This is a genomic window from Blautia faecis, from assembly GCF_020554845.1.
Classification (GTDB): domain Bacteria; phylum Bacillota; class Clostridia; order Lachnospirales; family Lachnospiraceae; genus Blautia_A; species Blautia_A faecis.
In genome coordinates this window covers 1-21889 of the sequence record NZ_JAJCIA010000005.1, presented here as the reverse complement: position 1 = coordinate 21889, position 21889 = coordinate 1, and the positions used below count along the sequence as shown (strand labels likewise).

Annotated in this window: 23 protein-coding genes and 1 riboswitch; of the genes, 13 read left to right on the top strand and 10 right to left on the bottom strand. The window is 44.2% G+C overall.

Annotation, left to right across the window (positions count from 1 at the left end; translation table 11 throughout):
• Positions 1-5: 5 nt before the first annotated feature.
• Both LIZ66_RS03805 and LIZ66_RS19775 read left to right on the top strand, forming a co-directional pair.
• The gene (locus LIZ66_RS03805) at positions 6-2708 is read left to right on the top strand and encodes a C1 family peptidase (RefSeq protein ID WP_227200218.1); all 2703 of its coding nucleotides are present in this window, start codon (positions 6-8) and stop codon (positions 2706-2708) included.
• A gap of 88 nt (positions 2709-2796) precedes the next feature.
• Positions 2797-2949, top strand: a complete 153-nt coding sequence (locus LIZ66_RS19775) for a DUF6783 domain-containing protein (RefSeq protein ID WP_334297236.1) — start codon at positions 2797-2799, stop codon at positions 2947-2949.
• On the opposite strand, the gene LIZ66_RS03800 is transcribed toward LIZ66_RS19775, so the two are convergent.
• From LIZ66_RS03800 to LIZ66_RS03765, 8 genes are all read right to left on the bottom strand, one after another.
• Positions 2942-4012 (bottom strand): type IV pilus twitching motility protein PilT, encoded by a 1071-nt coding sequence (locus LIZ66_RS03800; protein WP_173717895.1) that lies wholly within the window; start codon positions 4010-4012, stop codon positions 2942-2944. The two genes, LIZ66_RS19775 and LIZ66_RS03800, sit on opposite strands and share 8 nt — an antisense overlap.
• A 4-nt stretch (positions 4013-4016) precedes the next feature.
• Positions 4017-4640, bottom strand: a complete 624-nt coding sequence (locus tag LIZ66_RS03795) for a hypothetical protein (RefSeq protein WP_227200217.1) — start codon at positions 4638-4640, stop codon at positions 4017-4019.
• On the bottom strand, positions 4637-5098 hold the full coding sequence (locus LIZ66_RS03790; RefSeq protein ID WP_227200215.1) for a hypothetical protein: 462 nt from the start codon (positions 5096-5098) through the stop codon (positions 4637-4639). The genes LIZ66_RS03795 and LIZ66_RS03790 overlap by 4 nt, the downstream gene beginning before the upstream one ends.
• A gap of 61 nt (positions 5099-5159) precedes the next feature.
• Positions 5160-5648: a DUF4860 domain-containing protein gene (locus LIZ66_RS03785; RefSeq protein WP_227200213.1), complete on the bottom strand. Its 489-nt coding sequence runs from the start codon at positions 5646-5648 to the stop codon at positions 5160-5162.
• A complete protein-coding gene (locus LIZ66_RS03780) occupies positions 5645-5995 on the bottom strand; it encodes a hypothetical protein (RefSeq protein WP_173773976.1) in 351 nt (116 codons plus the stop codon). The genes LIZ66_RS03785 and LIZ66_RS03780 overlap by 4 nt, the downstream gene beginning before the upstream one ends.
• Positions 5996-6016: 21 nt before the next feature.
• Positions 6017-7060, bottom strand: a complete 1044-nt coding sequence (locus LIZ66_RS03775) for a type II secretion system F family protein (protein WP_227200211.1) — start codon at positions 7058-7060, stop codon at positions 6017-6019.
• 74 nt (positions 7061-7134) lie between these two features.
• Positions 7135-8067, bottom strand: a complete 933-nt coding sequence (locus LIZ66_RS03770; protein WP_227200209.1) for a transglutaminase-like domain-containing protein — start codon at positions 8065-8067, stop codon at positions 7135-7137.
• 35 nt (positions 8068-8102) lie between these two features.
• Positions 8103-8876: a GntR family transcriptional regulator gene (locus LIZ66_RS03765; protein ID WP_227200208.1), complete on the bottom strand. Its 774-nt coding sequence runs from the start codon at positions 8874-8876 to the stop codon at positions 8103-8105.
• A gap of 274 nt (positions 8877-9150) precedes the next feature.
• Here LIZ66_RS03765 and LIZ66_RS03760 point away from each other — a divergent pair, with 274 nt between their 5' ends.
• The 11 genes from LIZ66_RS03760 to LIZ66_RS03710 all read left to right on the top strand — a co-directional run bounded on the left by LIZ66_RS03760 (position 9151) and on the right by LIZ66_RS03710 (position 20766).
• A complete protein-coding gene (locus LIZ66_RS03760) occupies positions 9151-9552 on the top strand; it encodes a hypothetical protein (RefSeq protein ID WP_227200206.1) in 402 nt (133 codons plus the stop codon).
• Complete coding sequence (locus LIZ66_RS03755; RefSeq protein WP_173716502.1) at positions 9482-10105, top strand: LacI family DNA-binding transcriptional regulator; 624 nt, start codon at positions 9482-9484, stop codon at positions 10103-10105. Before LIZ66_RS03760 ends, LIZ66_RS03755 begins: the two co-directional genes overlap by 71 nt.
• Positions 10106-10292: 187 nt before the next feature.
• Positions 10293-10376: riboswitch (cyclic di-GMP riboswitch) on the top strand.
• A gap of 170 nt (positions 10377-10546) precedes the next feature.
• Positions 10547-11563: an anthrax toxin lethal factor-related metalloendopeptidase gene (locus tag LIZ66_RS03750; RefSeq protein ID WP_227200204.1), complete on the top strand. Its 1017-nt coding sequence runs from the start codon at positions 10547-10549 to the stop codon at positions 11561-11563.
• A gap of 503 nt (positions 11564-12066) precedes the next feature.
• A complete protein-coding gene (gene rho, locus LIZ66_RS03745) occupies positions 12067-13743 on the top strand; it encodes a transcription termination factor Rho (RefSeq protein WP_227200262.1) in 1677 nt (558 codons plus the stop codon).
• A gap of 168 nt (positions 13744-13911) precedes the next feature.
• A complete protein-coding gene (gene rpmE, locus LIZ66_RS03740) occupies positions 13912-14115 on the top strand; it encodes a 50S ribosomal protein L31 (RefSeq protein WP_117851138.1) in 204 nt (67 codons plus the stop codon).
• A 69-nt stretch (positions 14116-14184) separates the two neighbouring features.
• Positions 14185-15255 (top strand): DUF1385 domain-containing protein, encoded by a 1071-nt coding sequence (locus LIZ66_RS03735; protein WP_173736122.1) that lies wholly within the window; start codon positions 14185-14187, stop codon positions 15253-15255.
• Positions 15252-16121: a peptide chain release factor N(5)-glutamine methyltransferase gene (prmC, locus tag LIZ66_RS03730; RefSeq protein ID WP_118578119.1), complete on the top strand. Its 870-nt coding sequence runs from the start codon at positions 15252-15254 to the stop codon at positions 16119-16121. The genes LIZ66_RS03735 and prmC overlap by 4 nt, the downstream gene beginning before the upstream one ends.
• A 41-nt stretch (positions 16122-16162) precedes the next feature.
• Positions 16163-17236: a peptide chain release factor 1 gene (gene prfA / locus LIZ66_RS03725; protein ID WP_118578120.1), complete on the top strand. Its 1074-nt coding sequence runs from the start codon at positions 16163-16165 to the stop codon at positions 17234-17236.
• A 65-nt stretch (positions 17237-17301) separates the two neighbouring features.
• Positions 17302-18219: a sugar phosphate nucleotidyltransferase gene (locus tag LIZ66_RS03720; RefSeq protein WP_118578121.1), complete on the top strand. Its 918-nt coding sequence runs from the start codon at positions 17302-17304 to the stop codon at positions 18217-18219.
• A gap of 112 nt (positions 18220-18331) precedes the next feature.
• On the top strand, positions 18332-19678 hold the full coding sequence (gene glmM / locus LIZ66_RS03715; protein WP_148461077.1) for a phosphoglucosamine mutase: 1347 nt from the start codon (positions 18332-18334) through the stop codon (positions 19676-19678).
• A gap of 2 nt (positions 19679-19680) precedes the next feature.
• Positions 19681-20766 (top strand): tetratricopeptide repeat protein, encoded by a 1086-nt coding sequence (locus LIZ66_RS03710; protein ID WP_227200203.1) that lies wholly within the window; start codon positions 19681-19683, stop codon positions 20764-20766.
• Positions 20767-20868: 102 nt separating this feature from the next.
• Here LIZ66_RS03710 and LIZ66_RS03705 read toward each other — a convergent pair whose 3' ends face one another.
• A complete protein-coding gene (locus LIZ66_RS03705) occupies positions 20869-21054 on the bottom strand; it encodes a hypothetical protein (protein WP_227200201.1) in 186 nt (61 codons plus the stop codon).
• Between the two features lie 2 nt (positions 21055-21056).
• Positions 21057-21752 carry a transglutaminase domain-containing protein gene (locus LIZ66_RS03700; RefSeq protein ID WP_227200199.1) on the bottom strand — a complete coding sequence of 232 codons (696 nt, stop codon included), beginning with the start codon at positions 21750-21752 and terminating at the stop codon, positions 21057-21059.
• Positions 21753-21889 lie beyond the last annotated feature (137 nt).

Below are 21889 nucleotides of genomic sequence, written 5' to 3'. Positions count from 1 at the left end.
TAAATATGAAATATAAGAAATTATTGAAAAAAGCAGCTGTAAGTCTGTTACTTGCCCAGTCCCTGATTTTTACAGGCTTGCCCATTCAGGCAGCAGATATTGCCGGGCAGGGTATGGTCTGGACAGAAAGTGCGGAAATGGAAAATGCAGGAGACACTGTATCCGCTGTGTCGTCTGATAAGATGGCTGCGGAAGAGTCTTATGTGCAGGATGATTTTTCAGCAGGTGATGATCTGTCAGGGAGCGAAAGCACTTTAGATGATGCCGGTCAGGCTGGCAATGGAAGTACGGAAAACGATGCCAGCTTCACAGGCATGACAGATGGAAATCCCTCCCAATCGGAAGACCTGTCAGACGGTTTCTCAGATGGTGGTACTGATGAACTTCAGGAACAAGATTCTGGCTTTGGCAGCATGGATCCGGATTCTGCCGAAGAAGAGAAAAGTGAAGACGATCTGACCGATGCGGAGATTGAGGCTCAGTTGGAGCCGATCCGTGAGCTGCAGCCCATAAGCTATGTAGACCCGCCATCTGGCAACGGGAATGGTGATACAGGAAGCGTAGGTGCTGCCAGAGCTGCGTCTTATCCTGCGAAATACGATCCCCGAAGCAGTATTTCCATCCCGGTAAGGAATCAAAAGCCTTCCAATATGTGCTGGGCATACACATTGGCTGCCAACCTGGAAATCTCATTTTTGCAGGCAGGAGCTGGACTGTTTGATCTGTCAGAAGAACATCTGGCATATTTCTTTGCCCACCGAATGAACGATCCCCTTGGAAATACAGCTAATGACAAAAACGAGATTCTCCATTCCTACAGAGATGGAGGAAATCAGACCCTGGCTGCCATTTTCCTGAGTACGTGGAGCGGTATGGCTTTGGAATCCCAGGTTCCTTATGAGACAAATGCAGATCATACTCTGGACTCTGACAAGGTGCCGTCCTCCCAAATGGCATACCAGACCACAGCATATCTGGAAAATGCGGCGTTTTCCTCTTATTCTGTAAATAACATTAAAAGTCTGATATCAGAATATGGATCTGTTTCCATGTCCTTTGGAATGTATGATACCTATTATAATCCGTATACGTATGCATACAGCTACCCGGGAAGTGCAGGCGTGAATCATGCAGTAACCCTGATTGGCTGGGATGACAATTATTCCAGGGAAAATTTCAATTCTGCCAGCAATGTTACTTCAAACGGGGCATGGATTGCCAGAAACAGCTGGGGAGATGACTGGGGAGAAGCCGGTTATTTTTATATTTCCTATGAGAATAAATGTAATTATAATATTGTGGCAGCAGAAGCCACCACCAGTCCGAAGTACCGGAACAACTATTTCTATGACGGTTCCAGTGCACTGAGCAAGCTGAAGCTGTATCCTTCCGGCAGCAGTGGGATTTCCTCTATTGCCAATGTTTTTCAGGCAAAAGCCGGAAATGGGAATGGAGAAGCCCTTGGAGAAGTGGTTCTGGCTACTTACACTGACGGAGGAAGCTACAGCATTCAGATTTATACAAATCTGAAGGATAAGAGCAATCCGGTAAGCGGAACTCCGGCATTTGCCAATCCGGTTACTTTTTATCAGGAACATGCCGGTATTTCCACAGTGGAAGTGCCTGAGGTAAATCTGATGAATGGAACCCTGTATTCGGTAGTGCTCACCAATATCGGTTCCGACACAGTGGAATACTTGTGCGAGACTAACAGTGCTTATGACTGGGTGGAGTTTCAGGCTGGTCTGGAGGCGGATCAGAGCTTCTGTTACCATGAGAAAAATGGATGGAGTGATTTTTCCAAAACAAGTCCAAGTGCCTGTGCAAGAATTAAAGCTCACACAAGAACCTTGAGCAGTGCAGTGAATGTAACCAGACCTGCTTCCTTTCAGGCTGCGGCCCACGCCTATAACCAGATCAGTCTGACCTGGAGTAAAGCAGCTGGAGTTTCCGGATATCAGATCTATAGAAGAACCTCCGGCGGAGAGTATCAGAAGGTAGAGACAGCCTCCTGGTCAGATACTTCCTGGACAGATACGAAAGTTCAGCCGGGAATTACGTATACATACAAGATCCGTGCGTACAGTATGGTGAACGGTACTGCGAAATATTCCGATTATACTGCGGAAGCTGCTGCGAAGACCGTGCTTGCCACTCCGTCAGTGTCGGTGAAGGTTTCTTCCGGACTTTACAATACAGTAAACTGGAATAAGATTTCCGGTGCAGCTGGCTATGTGGTTTACAGGAAAACATACTCTGGAAAATGGACGAAGCTTGCAAACATAAAGAAAGTAGCTACTACATCCTACAAAGATAAAAAGATAAAATCAGCTACCGTTTATGAGTATACAGTAAGAGCTTATTGTACTGTGGATAAGAAAACAGTGGCAAGCAGTTACAAGTCCAGTGGAACGTATAAATCAGCACCCTCCAGGCAGACCGTCTCATCGGTTTCCAATACGAAGAAAGGTCTGAAATTAAAGTGGAAGGCACAGAAGAAGTGTGATGGTTATTACATTTACAAAAAAACCGGAAACGGAAAATATAAGCTGGCGGCTACTATTAAGAAGGGAAAAACTTCCACCTGGACAGATACGAAGGTGAAAAAAGGAAAGAAGTACCGTTATTATGTGCGTGCTTATGTAAAAGAGCCAAATGGTGTTGTAAAGGGAAAGTATAAAGCATCGGCGGCTGTTACAAGAAAGTAGGAAATCAATTACAGAGAAGAAACAGAATCTGCAGTAAAGCATTGTGAAATAGAAGACAGTTTATAGTAAAAACTATGATGGCTTTTATGTGACAGAATATTTAGATACTAGAGCGTGTTTGAAAAAGCATTCCCGCAATCTATACGCCCCACTTTGCGGTATATTTTGCCCGAATTGTGACGCACATCTTGCAGAAAGCCTTTTTCAGACACGCTTTAAAAAACGGAAGCCCATTACATGAGCTTCCGTTTTAACATTTCTGGATTAGATGAATATTTAAGTGCAGTTTCTTTTGTGATCTGGCGGTTTCGATAAAGCTCCAGCAGGCTGTTATCCATGGATTTCATGTCTGCCTGGGAGGAAGAGGCGATCACACCGTCAATCTGATAAATTTTGTTGTCGCGGATCATATTTCGAATGGCAGGGGTAAGCCTCATGATCTCAAAAACCGGAATATTGTGCCCATTCACATCCGGCACCAGCTGTTGGGAAATAACAGTCTGCAGAACCATGGAAAGCTGAATGGCAATCTGATGCTGCTGGCTGGGTTCGAAAACATCCATAATACGGCTGATGGTATTGGCAGCTCCGGTAGTATGAAGGCTGGAAAGAATCAGATGTCCGGTTTCAGCAGCAGTCATGGCAGTCTGGATAGTCTCGTGGTCACGCATTTCTCCAAGAAGGATCACATCCGGGCTCTGACGCAGGGTGGCACGCAGGGAAACCAGATAATTGGCAGTATCCGTACAGATCTCGCGCTGGCTGACAATGCATTTGTCATGTCTGTGCAGGTATTCCAAAGGGTCTTCCAACGTGATGATATGGCCTTCACGGCTGTGATTGATCTTGTCGATGATACAAGCCATGGTGGTAGATTTTCCGCTTCCGGCAGGACCTGTGATCAGAACCATTCCCTTGGTAAGATCAGCTGCTTCCATAACAGCTGGAGGAATGTGCAGATCCTGCGGATCAGGCAGATTAAATGCAATAATACGGATGACAGCGGCAAGAGAACCACGCTGCCGGTATGTATTTACACGAAATCTTGAGAGACCCGGGATAGCCATGGAAAAGTCATCGTCACCGGTTTCCAGCATAGGTTCTATATTCCGGTCGTGAGCAAGCTTGTAAATGATCCGGATAAATTCATCTGTCTCCGGAGGCATGAGCCGTTCTTCAAAACCATCCAGCGTACAGAGCTTTCCGTCAATTTTTACGGAAAGGGGACGACCGGCAATAATAAATATATCAGAGGCTTTTTTCTGAGTGGCAAGCTCCAGAAAAGCCTTTACTTTTTCTTCCATAAAATTATTCTCCTTTGTAGACGGACTGGCTGTTGTCCGGATTCCAGTCTGCAGTTACAACCGTATTCCAGGAGAGGATCCCGGCGATATTGCTGCTGGTCATGTTCAATCCTGCATTAATGGTATCAGAGACAGCGTTATCAGAGGAAGCGTTATCAGAGGCAACGTTATCAGAGGCAGCGTTATCAGAGACAACGTTATCAGAAGCAGCGTTATCAGAAGCAGTGGAATCAGCTGTACAGTCAGTCCAGAATACAGCAATTTTCACAGCCAGACTCTGGGTGTCGGAAAATGCTTTCACATATTCAGCAGTATGTTCCTCTGAATTCCATTCTACATTCTCCTGTGAGTTCAGATAATCGGAGACGAGCTGGTAATATGCAGTCTCTGTTTTTGCTTGCTCCTGAAATCCTTCCAATGTCTGAACCAGCTCTGAGTAAAAATCAGCTGCCTCACTGCAGACATTATAATAGGCTGAGGTCTGCTCCAGAGAAAGGCTGCTGGAGCGCAGATCTTGTCTGGAAGTACCATAGCCAAGCAAGGACAGGATCACCAGCATAAGAACTCCGAAGATTAGAAAAAGGGAAGGAATTCCAGTTGCGGAAAAAAGATGATTCTTTTCTTTCATGAATCTGCTTCCTCCTTTGTGGAAAAAACTGGAAAGCGAATTGTCTGTGCATAAAGACTGGGTTCCTCATTTGCATTCTGGAGTTTTATAAAAGTGACCTGAACTTCTTTGACCTTGTCAGAAGCAGAGCAGACAAGCCTCATTTTATAAACCGCGCTTTCTTCGGAAGTATTCTGCCAGTGCCTGTCAAAATAATAGCAAATACTGTCCTGATCTGCAACTCCATCTGGCATCAGTGCCAGAAAATTTTGGACAGTGCCGTCAGTTCCTTCCAGAATTTCACCGGCACTGGTGATAAGCTCCTGGATATGAGAGTCCTCCCGGGCATGTATCCTTGCCATGTAGGAAGCCGCAAACAGTCTTACGCAGACACCGCAGGTCAGTCCCAGAAAAAGAAGGACAAATATCATTTCCATAAGAAAAAGCCCGGATTTGGAATGGGTAGTGATTTTTTTCATAAAAACTTCCTTTCAGCACATCATTCAGAAGTGACCAGCCCCAAATTCAGGAGTCTGTGAATCAGGCAGGAACCCCTGGATGAAGCAGAAAACTGGAACAATGTCCATCTGTGTCCGTTAATGTGATTCTGTAAAAAGTGTTTTCCAAAGTGTCAATTTGGAAATCCTGAAGCTGTGCAAGGTTGGTTCCCATGGAAAGATCGGCCTGGGAATCCGATGCTGTAAAAAGCTCTTTTAAGTGACTGCCATCAAAATAAATGTAAGTGCAGTAATCTTTACCCTCAATAGCTTCCTGAAAGCAAAGAACCTGTGTTCCCTGAAGCTCTGTAAGGGAGGTCATTCCGGGAATATCGTGCTGACGAAACTTGGTAGTGATGTAAGAGGCTGCTGTATAAAGGGTGTTATTAGTGTCCAGGCTTTTTACAGAGGCCTGATAGTTCCCGGCACCAAAAAGCATCAGAAATAGAAGAAACAGCACATACATTGCAAAAAGCAGCAGGGCTGCCAGTGAATCAATGCTGTGGTTCTTCCGGGTAAATCTGGAATTCATCTGGCACCTCCTTTTCTGGCATTTACCGGAAGTACGCTGATCGATGGCAGAAGATTGGATCCGTTTGGAACATATTCTACCACAAATTTCTCGGAGTCATAGGTAATATGGTAATCCGAAAGCAATTCATCCAGGCTCTGAGGGTATTGGCCTGTGAGGGCGTAGGTGCGGATGGCACCTCCTTCAAGTGCCTGCGTTAAAGTAACCTGTTCTTTTTCCAGGGAATCAGTCTGTGTACGTGCAATTCCAAGATAGAAGATCAGGCAGAGGACTGCAGCGAACAGGATTGGAACAATAAAGCGGAAAATCCGCCTGATACGAATGAGTCTGGTTTCAAATATATCCATTTTCACTCTCCCTTACAGCTGTTATGCGATCATTTCAGATAACAGTCCTAGCAGCGGCATCATAACAGAAAGAAGGACCAGTCCTACAAGAATTGAAAGGACGATCACAATAGTAGGCTCCAAAATTGACACAATATGGGAAACAGAGTCTGTGGATTTCTCTTCATACTGCTCAGCCAGTTTTTCCATTACTTCGTCAGATGCACCAGCTTGAAAACCAAGGGAGATCAGACGAAGCTCCATAGCCTTAAAAAGCCCGGATTCCGTGATGGCTTCTGTAAATCCATATCCTTCAGCGAGCTGCTTCTGAATGGAAGCAAGCTTTTCCCTGGTCTCGGTCTGGGAGACAACAGCGCCTGCCAGCTCCACACAAAGCTCAGGGGAAAGTCCGCTTCGGATTCCCAGGGAAATACATTGGCAAAGACGACTGTAATCCAGATTTACCGGTATCTCTTTCGTGCCTGGAAAACGGCAGACGATTTTGCGGATCAGTTCCTGCCCCTTTGGGTGAAGAACCAGGAAAAGGATAAAGCCGATCATCGCGGCCAGAAGAATAAGGAAGGCAGTAGAATAGTGGCTAAGTGTTTCGCCGATTCCAAGAAGGGCACCGGAGATTCCGCTCATTTCCAGTCCAAGCTGGCGGAAAACCTGGCGGAAAACCGGGAGAACCTTTACAAGAAGAATTACAATAACCGCAGTCATCATGCCCAGCATAACAAGGGGATAGGCGACTGCACTCTGGATCTGGTCTGTGATCTGAATCTCCTTCGCATAGAAAGCAGACAGACCCTTTATAACCTCATCCAGACAGCCGGTCTCTTCGCCGGTGCGGACATAGGCAGCAGCAGAAGCAGGAAAAGCACCGGATTGTTCCATGGCGTGCGCCAGAGAGCCGGATTCCTCCATGTCTTTATAAAGAAAGGTCAAAATTTCTTTGCCCCGTTCTGTCTGGCTGTCGTCATTTAAGATGGCAAGTCCCTCAATGGCGGACATTCCGGAACGTAATATGATGGAAAACTGTTCACAGAATTGAAACAGCTCCCGATTGTTTAATTTGGTAATCATATAAAGTCCTCTCTGAAAAAACATCAGGCAGATCCTGAAAAAATCCATGAACCTGCAAGGCGTTTTTCGTTGTGCTATCGGGTAAACTGCAGCGTATAATTTGCGCTGTCACCGATATAGGAATTGATAAGCTCTTCATCTTCACTGTTGGCGGTAAAGGTTGGATCCATGCGGTTCCATTTCTCCCCGTCATAGGTAATTGCCTGTTCCACCCACCCTTTTCCACGTATGTAAACATCAATCCAGGCATGCTTGATGTCACCTGCATATCCGATCTGAAGCTTACAGGGAATATCCCGGCTTCGCAGCATTGCCGTCATCAGGGCAGCATAATCAAAACAGATTCCCTTTCCGGTAGAGAGGGTTTCGTCTATATCAGGAAGATAGCCTGTCTCAACGGTGGCTGCTTTGTCCTCGTCGTAGGTGACATGCTGGGTTACATACTGGAAAACGGTGTCAATGCTTTCCTGTTCCGTGGCATCCTCTGCCAGAAGAGAAAGAGCCAGCTTGCAGGCTTCTGAGTCCGGGGTAAAATTTACATACTGGTTCGGATACAAAAACGGGAGAAATTCATTCTCCAGGGAAACCTCCAGAGCCTGGGCAAAAAGTGCGGCATACTGACTGCCGTTTACCTGCTCATAACAGGATACCTGGTAGGTGCCGCTTCCACTGGTAAACGGAATGACAGCACTTTCGCCGGAGCTTACAAAATAAGAATAAACAACGCCGTCATCCGCGGAAAGCTGGATGTTTTTGGTGGTACCATTGCTGTCACTGACAGCAGTCAGATATCCCTGACTGATATTTGAAATATCCAGTATCAGAGGTGAATATCCTATGGTGTCTGTTCCCGGGGCTTCCGGAACCAGAACCTTCAGCGGGGAAAAAACAGGCGGTTCTTCGCTGGAACCGGATCTGCCGTTCTGACCGCAGCCTGTTGCAGGGAAAACTATTAGCAGGCAAAATAGAAATAAGCAAAGCAGAAGGGCCGAAATGCGTTTAGACATAGCGCCGCTCCTTTTTATAAGTTGATCATTCATTTTCAAACACGTTCCAGGGATTTTTGAAATTCGGGAAGATCGTACCATGCTGGTGGTTCCTTCATACGAACCACGAAATGGCACAGATCAGGACGGATCCTGGCTTCCAGGTATTCCATAGGACCAAGTGAACAGTGTGCTGTTCTGGTGTTGAAAAAAATAGGAGATCCCGGTTCAATGTTGAGAATCTGTGCATCAAGGAAATCAGCTGAGCTGATGTTGATGTGTTCTTCGCCAGTTTCAAATTTAATTCCGTAGTGCTTCTGAATAAAGTAATAGAGATCTACAAGCTGTTCGCGGTAGGTATCTAAATCCGGGAAAAAATCGATACGGATATAATTTGTCTGGATTATCACAGGCTGTTCATTAGAGGAAACCACTCTTTGAAGGCGGAAGACTTCTGTTCCTTCATTAAGCTCCAACGCACTGGCAACCTGGCTGTTTGCAGGAATACGGTCAATCCAGGTTCCGCTGATGGTCAGGGCGGCATTATCCGGAAACAGAGTGTTTATGTCTATTACGTTATGAAATTTTGAGAAGCTGGTAAGCTCCCGTTCTTTGGGATTGATAACCTGTGTGCCGGCCCCCTGTTTCACCTTTATGCATTTGTCTTTAACCAGAAGGTCAATGGCATGCCGGACCGTCGTACGGCTTACCGAAAACATTTTTCCAAGCTCATCTTCTGTGGGAAGATAGGAACCTATGGGATAAACGTTATTATCTATATCGGATTTTAATTTGTTATAACATTTCTTGTATGCAGGAAGTTTTTCCATAATGTTTCCTTTCAAATAAGGTTGTTTAGTAACTTATAGTATATATGTATCAAACAAATAAGTCAAATAATAATTAAAAAAACAGAAGAACTTATACAAAATGCATAAAAATAAGAGGAGTATCTTGTCAAATAAAACACTTTACTAAAAAAGAAAAACATTGTATAGTAATGTTTATAAACATAATCATGAATTTGAAAATAAATTAAAAATAAAGGAGAAACATAATGACGAAAAACAGGAATTTGTACCGCGCGAGATAAGAGAAAAACCATTGTATGAACTGGAAGCGGTAGAAGATATTCCGGTATCAGAGCTGTATCAGGTTAAGGTAAACGGAAAGGAACAGAGAGTATATCATACAGAATTTTTTGATTTTGTTTCTTTCTTGGATGAAAATGAAAAGGCAGAGGTAGAAGTTACAGTAAACGAACCATTTCAGAAAGCTGTTATCCGTCCTGCAGCTGCACAGATACCATTCAAAGAAGAGGGAAACAAAATCAGCATAAGCCTTCCTGCCGGAAAGAGAATTACTCTTGAACTGGACGATAAACTGGAGTCACCACTTTATGTTCTTCCGGGAAAATACATACCGAAGCCTGAGAATGCTGAGAGTTCCGTATGTGATCAGTGGTTCCGGAAAAACAGTTCCGGAGGATACAGGAACTTATCCTAAAAGTGCCCTTGTGACGACTGATACAGAGATTGAGAGCCAGAGTATGGTTGATTATCTGTGCAGCTGCGGACATAAAAGGATCGCCTTTATTACTTCAGGAGATGAAGGTCTTGGAAGATGCCATCTCAATGGCTATAAAAGGTCACTGGAAAAAAATGGACTGGAGTACGATGAGAAGCTTATAATTCGTTTAAAACCAGGTAAAAGAATTTATACGATTGAGAATGGTTATAACTGTACCTGTGAGCTTTTGAAATCGGGGGTGGATTTTTCCTGCATTTATGCAATTTCAGATACTCTGGCGGTAGGAGCATGCAGAGCAGTTATTGACAGCGGCAAAAGAGTACCGGAGGATTATTGTGTGGCAGGAGCAGATGGTCAGGACATTGCGGAATATTATCATCCATCCATCACCACATTGAAATATCCAAGAGTGGAAATTGCCCTGCAGAGCGTCCGTACCTTGTTTGGTCTGATAGACCGGAAAAAGGTAGTGAAACGGCAAATACTGGGCGGAACTCTTATAGAGCGGGAGTCTACGCGCAAACTGTAATGCGTGTCTGCTGTCCTCCAGACATCGAAAAGGAATCTGTGAAAATATTTGAGAATGATTATCATGCGTTACAATCGGCTCAGATATTTTTACAGATTTTTTGCTTTCGTATTTTTTAGACAGATTTTTGTAAGTTTTAACAAGGAAATTCCGTTGACAAAAGTGACAGTTTGCTTTATTATATGAAGTGAATAAAAGGCAAACCTGTTGAAAGACAGGGACGCAAAGCCAAGGGTCTAAGGTCTCAGGACTATGACAGCCGGTTGCCGCATTGATATTGATTAGGTAATGTAATATGACAGGAGACGTGGTTCTTCTATTTGTGGCGACCGTTTATTTAATCTGATAAACGGTTTTTTTATTTTCACAAACTGATGGGACTGATAGTTTCCAGATAGCGGCAAGTCAGTTACATTATGGTTCAAGAAAGGTGTGTTATTTATGAAAGGAAAGAAATTAACAGAGTGGCTCGCAAATAAAAAAGTTGTTTCCAGTTGTGCTGCTATAGCATTGGCAGCAGTGATCGGCGGCGTTTCATTATTCTCAGGAACAGGAGAAACACCTGAATTCCCCAGTTACACAGATCCGATCATGGAGACTTCCATCATAGAAGATGAAACTCCACTGGCTTCCCAGCCGAAGACTACTGTAAAGACTACCTCCAGTACCAAGACAACCAGGAAGACTGTTAAATTAAAAAAGGCTTCCAAGAAGAGCTACACCAAGAAACTGAAAACTAAAACAAAAGTAACCAATAAAACAAATAAATCCGGTAATACAACAGTAGATACCAAGACAACCGTTGTTACCAAAGCAACAGCGAAATACACCAAGAAATCCAAAAAGAAAGTTGTTACATCCAAGATCACAACAACTGTTCAGACAACAACTACACAGCAGGTATCAATTGACAATGAGACCGCTGTAAGCACTACTTCTTCTGGTGCTTCCGCTGCCCAGGTAACTGCAGCAGCAAGCTCTTCACAGAACCAGAGCAAACACGAGGAAAATGTAGCAAGTGTTGCAGGCAAGATGGACAATCGTGTAATTGCAGCATATCAGCAGCTGGGATTTAAGCTTGTTGTTGATCCATCCGTCAACTATTCAGGATATTTTGATGCAAGATCAAGATCTATTACAATGAAGCAGATTGATGATTCTGTTTATCATGAGCTGGGTCATTTCCTTGCATTTATCGCAGGAAATGCAGATAAGACAGCAAGCTTCCAGAGCATTTTTGCAGCTGAGAAGGCAAATGTTACAGCTTTTAATAAAGCCTATGTAACACAGAATGCTTCCGAATATTTTGCAGAATCTGTTAAGGATTACATCCTGAACAATGCTTCCCTGAAGAGTAGCAGACCACAGACTTATGCAGCTGTTCAGAATGCACTGAATCAGATTACAGACGCACAGATCGCTAAGATCCAGAAGATTTACGGAGCGTTCTGGAATTAATAATTTTAAAGATGACCGGCACCCGGAGAAATATCTCCGGGTGTTTTATTGTGAATAGCACAGGCGTGGGAAACCGGTATTTTATAAAAAGGTAAGTGACAGCTGGTACTTATCTTTGGGTCACCGGGAGAACAGGACTCTTATATATGTCGAAGAGTCGGGATATGCGTCGACAGAAAATTCTTGCAATGAAAAACCTTAGGTGTGTATAATACAAAACAAAGGTTATCACTTTCTTGCAGGCAGGGATAGATATATTTGAGTTACTGGTAGGTTACTGGTCACGGGGTGAACAGTAACACTGGTAGAAGTGAACAGTAACATGTATTTGGAATGGATGTAGACACGGCGCCTGAAATGTGTTAAAATAAACTTTAATAAGTTTTTTGAAGGATGTTTTTATAATTCAGTATATAGCTTCTGTCTAATCAGACATTTGTATCCCGTTAAATCAAAATTGAAATGTGTTTTAGAATTGTATTAGTCGAAGAGGTAGATGATTGATGAAAGAAAAGTATGAATCATTATCCCTGGCTACGCTGAAAGACTTGGCAAAAGCCAGAGGACTGAAGGGCATTTCTACTATGAGAAAGCCTGAATTAATTGAACGTATGCTGGAAGAGGACAGGAAAGAACAGACTGCAGAAAATGAGCAGACTATTTCCGGAACAGCAGAAGAGAATACCATACCTGCAAGACCAGAGTATGTGGCAGCAGAAAAAACAGAAAATACGGGAAGTGTTTCTGCACCGGAGAGAAGAGAGGCACCAACCAGATCCCGTACCATTATACGGCGCAATCCTGAGTATCGCAGCAATAACAGCAATAATTATGGCAGAAGTGAAAATACGGGACGTCAGAACAGCTATAATGGAGAAAACAGACCGGAGAACTTTGTGAAGCGCACTACTGTAGCGAAACCTGTAGAAGTGGTTCCGCCAGCCGAATTAAGACCCGAGGAAACGGAGCAGCCCCGTACAGGCGCAGCCAGTGAGAACCGTACAGAAGAGGGAGTAAGCAACGCTTACAATGTTCCGGCTGAAACAGTCCAGCTTGACAGTGGCGAAAAGGCCAATGGAATCCTGGAGGTTATGCCGGATGGTTTTGGATTTATTCGAAGTGAGAATTATCTTCCAGGAGAGAATGATATCTATGTTTCCCCGTCACAGATCCGCAGATTTAATTTGAAGACAGGAGATATTATTCAGGGAAATATCCGTATTAAAACACAGGGGGAGAAATTCAGTGCCCTTTTATATGTAACGTCTATCAATGGTTTCCATCCAAGTGAGGGACAGAAGAGATACAATTTTGAAAATATGACCCCAATCTTCCCAGATGAACGTCTGATCATGGAGCGTCCTGGCGGAACTACTGCCATGCGTATCGTAGATCTGATCAGCCCTATCGGAAAGGGACAGCGTGGTATGATCGTTTCCCCGCCTAAGGCAGGTAAAACTACTTTGCTCAAGGATGTTGCGAAATCTATTCTTAAGAATAACAAGGATATGCATCTGATCATTCTTCTTATTGATGAACGTCCTGAGGAAGTTACCGATATCAGGGAAGCAATACAGGGACCGAACGTGGAAGTTATTTATTCCACATTTGATGAGCTTCCGGAGCATCATAAGCGTGTATCCGAGATGGTTGTAGAGCGTGCACGCCGCCTTGTAGAACATAAGCAGGATGTTGTGATCCTTCTGGATTCCATTACCAGACTGGCAAGAGCCTATAACCTGGTTGTTCCCCCAAGTGGAAGAACTCTGTCAGGAGGTCTTGATCCGGGAGCACTTCATATGCCGAAGCGCTTCTTTGGTGCAGCACGTAATATGCGTGAGGGAGGAAGCCTTACCATTCTTGCCACTGCACTTGTTGACACCGGAAGCAAAATGGATGACGTTATTTACGAGGAATTCAAGGGAACCGGCAATATGGAGCTTGTTCTTGACCGCAAGCTGCAGGAGAAGCGGGTTTTCCCGGCCATCGACATTCAGAAATCCGGTACCAGACGAGAAGATCTGCTTCTGAGCAAAGACGAGCAGGAAGCTGTATATATTATGCGAAAGGCTCTTAACGGAATGAAGTCTGATGAGGCAGTGGAACAGATCCTGAACATGTTTGCACGTACTGCAAATAATGCTGAATTTGTGCAAATGGTAAAAAAACAGAAATTGTAATGTTCACAAAAAACACCGTGCAGAATATTATCTGGGATTAGTTTTAGAAATTTTTATAAATAACTTGCATTTCTCATAACGCCATGCTATAATCAGTAGGCTGTGTAAAGTGTGAATTCGTCAGATTCAACGCAAATAAAATAGAATAAATATAGAGAGGTGAAAATCATGAGAGAAGGAATCCATCCGAATTACTATCAGGCAACTGTAACCTGCAACTGCGGTAATACTTTTGTAACAGGATCTACCAAGCAGGATATCCACGTAGAAATCTGCTCCAAATGTCATCCGTTCTATACAGGACAGCAGAAAGCTACTCAGGCTCGCGGACGTATCAATAAGTTCAACGAGAAATACGGCCTGAATAAATAATTTGAATATTACTGAATGAGAAGGTTGAGGTTGGGAAATCTCAACCTTTCTTTGTAACTGGAGGATAAAATGAAACCATCCAATATCGGTGGACAAGCTGTAATGGAAGGCATTATGATGCGCCATAAGGATAAATACTCCATTGCAGTACGACGTCCTGATAAAGAAATTGAAGTAAAAGTGGAAGATTATAAATGCATTTTCGGGAAAGCCAGGATCTGGCGGAAACCGATCATCCGCGGAATGGTAAGCTTTATCGATTCTCTGGTAACCGGAACGAAATGCCTTATGTATTCAGCTGAAATTGCAGGTGATGAGGAGGACGAGGAAGAGACCAGAAAGAATGCTGCTCTTTCTCCAGAAGAACTGGAAGCCAAGAAGAAAAAAGAAGACAAGGCATTTAAAGCCTTGCTCTATGTAACTGTGGCCATTTCTATTGTAATTTCCATTGCAGCCTTTATGCTGCTTCCTTATGCACTGGCCAGTCTTTGCCGTAAAGTAGGCGCTTCGGAAGTGGTGGTTACCATTGTGGAAGCGTTTGTGAAGCTGGGTCTGTTTATGGGATACATGATCCTGATCTCCAGAATGAAGGATATTCAGAGAACCTTTATGTATCATGGTGCTGAACACAAATGTATCAACTGTGTGGAAAATGGTAAGCCACTTACTGTGGAGAACGTGCTTGAGAGCTCCAGATTCCACAGACGCTGCGGAACAAGCTTTCTGTTCCTGGTTATGATAGTAAGTATTTTCCTACATTTTATTTTTGTACTGGTACCGTCTTACTGGTTCCGTCTTTTCGGCCGTCTGCTCATGGTACCTGTAGTATCTGGAATTTCATTTGAAATTATCCAGTGGGCAGGCAGGACAGACAGTAAATTTGCCTTGATGATGAGCAAACCTGGTATGGTAATGCAGAAATTTACCACAAAAGAACCTACAGCTGATATGGCAGAGGTTGCCATCAAGGCTGTGGAGGCTGTGTTTGACTGGAGAGCATATTTAAAGACAGAATTCAATCTGGATATTCCATATGAGAACAAAGAAAACGGTGATCTTTCCGCTGCTTCCGCGCAATCTGAAAGCGGGGAGAGTGAAGAACGTACCGGGAATGTACCGGAAACGGGAGCTGCACAATGACTTCTCTGGAAACACTATTAAAAGAAGGAACCAAGGTTCTGGAACAGCATAAGATCCAGGAAGCCAGGCTGGATGCCTGGCTTCTTCTGGAGCATGTGACAGGAATGAACAGGGCTTTTTATTTCGCTCATTCAGCTGACGGGATTGAAGAGGAAAAAGCGGACAGATACCGGGAACTGATCCGAAAAAGAGCAGGTCATGTTCCATTACAGCATATTACCCACCAGGCATATTTTATGGGATTTGAATTTTATGTAAATCAAAATGTACTGGTTCCGAGGCAGGATACGGAGACATTGGTGGAGAAGGCTCTGGAAGTCATGAAAGGGAAAAAGACACCAGGGATTCTGGATATGTGCACCGGATCGGGGTGTATTCTTTTAAGTCTTCTGGCACTTACCGGGGATGCATATGGGGTGGGTGCTGATGTTTCCCCACTTGCTCTTCAGGTGGCAGATAAGAATGCGGTAAGCCTGGAAGTGTCAGACAGAGCTGTTTTCGTGGAAAGCGACTTGTTTTCGTCAGCTTTTTTTCAACAAAACACTGGCAAAGATATGCCTCAGTATGATATCCTTATTTCGAATCCCCCCTACATCAGAAGCGCAGAGATTGAAGAGCTTATGGAAGAAGTGCGGGATCACGATCCAAGACTTGCATTGGATGGCCATGAAGATGGTCTGTATTTTTACAGAAAAATCGTATCGGAGGGAAAGGCTTTCCTAAAGGAAAATGGCTGGATGCTGTTTGAAATCGGATATGATCAGGGCGAAGCTGTAAAGGCGCTGATGCGGGAAAATGGCTTTTTTGATGTACAGATTGTTAAAGACCTGACGGGACTTGACAGAGTTGTGTTGGGCAGACGATAGTTTTATATAAGTAAAGAGAAGAACATAACAGGAGGAAAACCATGTTTGACAAGTTGGACGATTTGCTCATACGTTTCGAGGAAGTTCTGAATGAGCTGGGTGAGCCAGATGTAACATCTAATCCAGATCGTTTCCAGAAACTTATGAAGGAACAGAGCGACCTGCAGCCAATTGTGGATACCTATAAGGAATATAAGAAAAATAAAGAAACCATTCAGGACAGCCTTTCCATGCTGGAAGAGGAGAAGGATGAGGATATGAGAGAAATGCTCAAGGAAGAGCTTTCCGATGCCAAGAAGCGTGTGGAAGAGCTGGAGCATGAACTGAAGATCCTTCTTCTGCCTAAGGACCCTAACGATAATAAGAACGTTATCGTGGAGATCCGCGCCGGTGCCGGTGGAGATGAGGCTGCTCTTTTTGCAGCTGAGATCTACAGAATGTATGTAAAATATGCAGAATCCAGGCGCTGGAAAACAGAGATGATGAGCTTAAACGAGAATGGAATCGGCGGATTCAAAGAGGTTACCTTTATGATAAACGGTGCCGGAGCTTATTCCAGACTGAAATATGAGAGTGGCGTACACCGGGTACAGAGGGTTCCGGAGACGGAATCCGGCGGAAGAATCCATACTTCCACCTGTACGGTTGCAATTATGCCGGAAGCTGAGGAGATTGATTTCCATCTGGATATGAACGACTGTAAATTCGACGTATTCCGTGCTTCCGGAAATGGCGGACAGTGCGTCAATACTACAGACTCCGCAGTACGACTGACCCATATTCCTACAGGAATCGTAATTTCCTGTCAGGATGAGAAGTCCCAGCTGAAGAATAAGGATAAGGCGTTAAAGGTTCTTCGCTCACGTCTGTATGAGATGGAGCTGGCCAAACAGCATGACGCAGAAGCAGAGGCGCGAAGAAGTCAGATCGGTACAGGTGATCGTTCTGAGAAGATCAGAACCTACAATTTTCCACAGGGACGTGTAACAGATCACCGTATCAAACTTACACTTCACAGACTGGATAACATTCTGAATGGAGATCTGGATGAAATCATCGACAGCCTGATCGCAGCAGACCAGGCAGCGAAATTGAGCAATCTGCAGGAACAGTAAACTTAGAGCCTTTTTCAAACACGCTCTAAAACAACAATCATATGAAAAATGGGAGGGTATTACCTATGAAAAAAACAGCTCTTGTAATTATGGCAGCCGGAGTTGGAAGCAGATTTGGAAATGGAATCAAGCAGCTTGCACCAGTTGGACCAAATGGTGAGATCATTATGGATTATTCCATCAGAGACGCATTGGAGGCTGGCTTCAATAAAATTGTATTTATTATCCGTAAGGATCTGGAAGAAGAATTTAAAAGCACCATTGGTGCAAGAGTAGAGAAGATCGCAGAAGTTGCGTATGCATATCAGGAAATGGAGAAGCTTCCGGAAGGCTTTGTGAAACCGGCAGACAGAACCAAACCATGGGGAACCGGCCATGCTGTTATCTGCGCAAGAGAGTTCCTTACAGAGCCATTTGCAGTTATCAATGCAGATGACTATTATGGAAAGGAAGCATACGTAAAAGTACATGATTATCTGGTTCGGGAGCAGCCAGCAGATGATGTTCTGCATATTTGCATGGCAGGTTTCCGTCTTGGAAACACCTTAAGTGATAATGGAAGTGTTACAAGAGGACTTTGCCACATTACAGACGGAAAGCTTACAGGTGTTACCGAGACACACAATATTTTTAAAACAGCAGATGGCGCTGAGAGTCGCGAAGATGGCCAGCCGGCAGAGAAGCTTGACTTAAACGAGCTTGTTTCCATGAACATGTGGGGACTGACTCCTGCGTTTATGGATACTTTATACGATGGATTTGTAGAGTTTCTTCAGAATGTAAAAGCTGGTGATATCAAGGCAGAGTATCTTCTTCCGGTTATGATCGATGCATTGATCCAGAAGGGAACTGCCCAGGTAGATGTGCTTGAGACAAAGGATACCTGGTTTGGTGTAACTTACCAGGAAGATAAAGAGGTTGTGATCAAAGCCTTTAAAGAGCTTACCGAGGCTGGCGTATATCCAAACGGACTTTACAAATAAGATTATCGGATACTGTATATTGTAATTGTTTGCAGTTTTGCCTGAAAATATGGAAAAGAATGTATGATTCCTATATGCTTTCAGGTGTAATAAGCAAGGAGGATAATTAGATATGGGAAAATATTTTGGAACAGACGGATTTCGTGGAGAGGCAAATGTTCAGCTGACAGTTGATAATGCGTTTAAAGTAGGACGTTATGTAGGTTGGTATTATGGACGTGACCATAAGGCGAAGATCGTAATCGGAAAAGATACCAGACGAAGCAGCTATATGTTTGAGTATGCCCTTGTTGCAGGACTTACCGCTTCCGGAGCAGATGCTTATCTTCTGCATGTAACCACTACTCCAAGTGTATCCTTTGCGGTTCGTACAGAGGATTTTGACTGCGGTATTATGATTTCCGCAAGCCATAACCCATTCTATGATAATGGAATCAAGCTTCTGAATGGAAACGGACAGAAGATTGAGGCTGAGATCGAGGAGCGTATTGAGGCCTACATTGATGGCGAGATCGAGGAGCTTCCTCTTGCACGCAAAGAAGACATTGGACGTACTGTTGATTTTGCTTCCGGACGAAACCGCTATATCGGATATCTGATCTCCATTCCAAGCCGTGATTTCAAAAATGTAAAAGTCGGACTTGACTGTGCCAACGGAAGCTCATCCGCAATTGCAAAAAGTGTTTTCGAGGCACTTCAGGCGAAAACTTATGTGATCAACAATCAGCCGGATGGAACTAACATCAATACAAACTGTGGATCCACCCATATCGAAGTCCTTCAGAAATATGTGATAGACAATGGCCTGGATATCGGATTTGCTTATGATGGAGATGCTGACCGTTGTATCGCAGTTGATCATCGTGGAAATATCATCGATGGTGACAAGATTATGTATGTCTGCGGTAAATATCTGAAAGAGCAGGGGAAACTGAATGGAAATACTGTTGTTACCACAGTGATGTCCAATATGGGACTTTACAAAGCTCTGGAGCGTGAAGGAATGCGTTATGAGCAGACTGCCGTTGGTGACAAATACGTTGCCGAGAATATGATGGCAAATAACTACAGCATTGGTGGAGAACAGTCCGGACATATTATTTTCAGCCGTTATGCAGCTACAGGTGATGGTATCCTTACTTCTCTTATGGTCATGGAAGCATGTGTAGATAAGAAGTCTACCTTATGTGATCTTGCCAAAGAGATGAAGGTTTATCCTCAGGTTCTTCGAAATGTACGTGTAGCAGATAAGAAGACTGCGCGTGAGAACCCGAAGGTGGTTGAAGCAGTCGAAGCAGCAGGAAAGGCACTTGGCGATTCCGGACGTATTCTGGTCCGCGAGAGTGGTACAGAGCCGCTGATCCGTGTTATGGTGGAGGCCGAGACAGATGAGCTCTGCCATCAGTATGTAGACAGTGTTGTGGAAGTAATGGAAGCCGAAGGACTGATCGTTGGTTGAGAATGAAAATCAGAAAAACAGCATTAATATTGACAGCGGTCATGGGGCTTTCCCTTCTGGCTGGCTGTGATAATGAAAAACAGCAGATTTTTAAGGAAGCAGAGAAAGATCTGGAGCAGGGCAGCTATGAGTATGCGCTGGATGAATTTACTACTTCTGTGAATAATGGTGTGAAGCCTGCAGTGTCTTACCGCGGGATTGGAATCTGTCAGCTGCGTCTGGGAAATTATGAGGATGCCATTACTGCCTTTACCAGTGCTCTTGGCGAGGAGAAAGTAAGTAAAAGTATGGCCCGGGACCTGTATCTGTATCGTGCTACGGCACGTCTGCAGGCTGGGTATCTGGATGATGCCATGGCAGACTGTCAGGTGCTTGCCCAGAATTATGAGATGGATGCAGATGCCTGGTTCCTTACTGGAAAGGTTGCCCTGGAAATGGATGTCTATGATGAAGCTGCCTCTGATTTTGAGCAGGCATATGGGGAAGATTCCAGCTATGACCGGGCCATCCAGATCTACGAGACGTACCTGGATAAGGACATGGAAGCGGATGGAACCAGGTATCTGGAGGCTGTTTTGTCTACAGATGCAAAGGGAGCAGAGGATCTTTGCAGCCGGGGAAGAATCTATTACTATATGGGAGATTATACCAATGCCCAGAAAGAGCTGACAGATGCTTCCAATCAGGGAAGTACAGAGGCGCTTCTGGTCCTTGGAATGGTCTATGGCGCTCAGTCAGATTACGCAAATGCCCGGGCAATGTACCAGCAGTACATCAATCAGAAGCTGGATGATACGTCCGGGGATCAGACACAGACTGCCGCACAGGGATACAATGGACTGGCAGTGTGCGATATGGCAGAAGGAAACTATGATTCTGCTTTGGAAAATATCAGCAGCGGAATTTCCATTGCTTCCGATGATGAAATGCAGAGCTTGTTATTTAATGAAATTGTAGCTTATGAGAAAAAACTGGATTTTTCCACAGCGCAGGAGAAAGCTGTGTCTTATGTCGGAATGTATCCGGAGGATGAAGAAGCTGCGAAAGAGCTTGATTTCCTGAAATCCAGGACTGGAAGTAATGAATAGGAAACAGAGAAGGTTCTTGAAGCTATTTTTATAATCATAAAAGGATTTGAAATCTGAGGCAATATTGAATGCCGGATTTCAAATCCTTTTTTGGTAATATACTCAGATCTTTTTTACATAAAGGCGGTTGCCACGATACATGGGGCGGCCGTTCACGCCACTGAGATCGTAGGACATTGCAAAGTAGGAATCCACGCTGCTTACAAGCGCCCAGTCAGGATCATAGACCTTTCCACCAATTTCAGCCCAGCCGTGACCGCCGGAGCAGATTACATAAACTTTTTTCATTCCTACGCGTTTGCAAGGTAGGCGAAAGCTGCTGCATAGGAAACACAGTCACCTCGTCCGCCGCGGAAAAACATATCTTCAGCGAAATCCTTTTCCCAGTCCTGTGTATTTCTGAATTCACGCCAGCAATAGTAGGTGTACTGCTTCTTGACGTAATCAAAGCTGGCACGGAGGCGCTGCATTTTGTTCATTCCTGGTCTGCTGATCTTTTCTACAATCTTGTTCGCTTCTGTCATTAGCTTCAGCTTGCGCAGGTTAGAACCGGATTTGCTGGCACGTCCGGAAGCATCAAGGGCGATACCGTTTATAGTGGTGGAGGTCAGCATGTATGCGCCGGTGGTTCCTGTGCTGATACGGAAAAAGTAGTAATTATTTTTGATTTTTTTCCAGCCGTAGCGCTGAATTCCATTTTTGTCAAAAAAGTAATAGCGGGATCCGATTTTGACTTTGCCTTTGACTTTCTTGCCGCGGGCATTGTAATAGTAGTGGCGGCCCTTGATGGTCTTCCAGGTATCAGAAGAGGAACTGGAAGCTTGTCCCTTACCAGAATGGGTCTTCTTATTGGTGACAGTGAAAGAAGATTTCGCAGTTTGGGAAACAGATGTCCGGGCAGCTGCCTGGGTGGGAAGAGTACCTGTCAGGAGCGTACAGGACAGGCAAAGGCATGCTGCAAGAGTTTTGAGATTTTTCTTTTTCATAGGTTCCTCCTTTTTGGGTCTTTTACTATTATTATATACTATATGAGATCTGAACTGTAGTTGTTGTTTTCAGATCTGAAATATGTTACTGTTCACTCCGTTCACAGTAACGCGCTTCGCGATGCACAGAAATCATG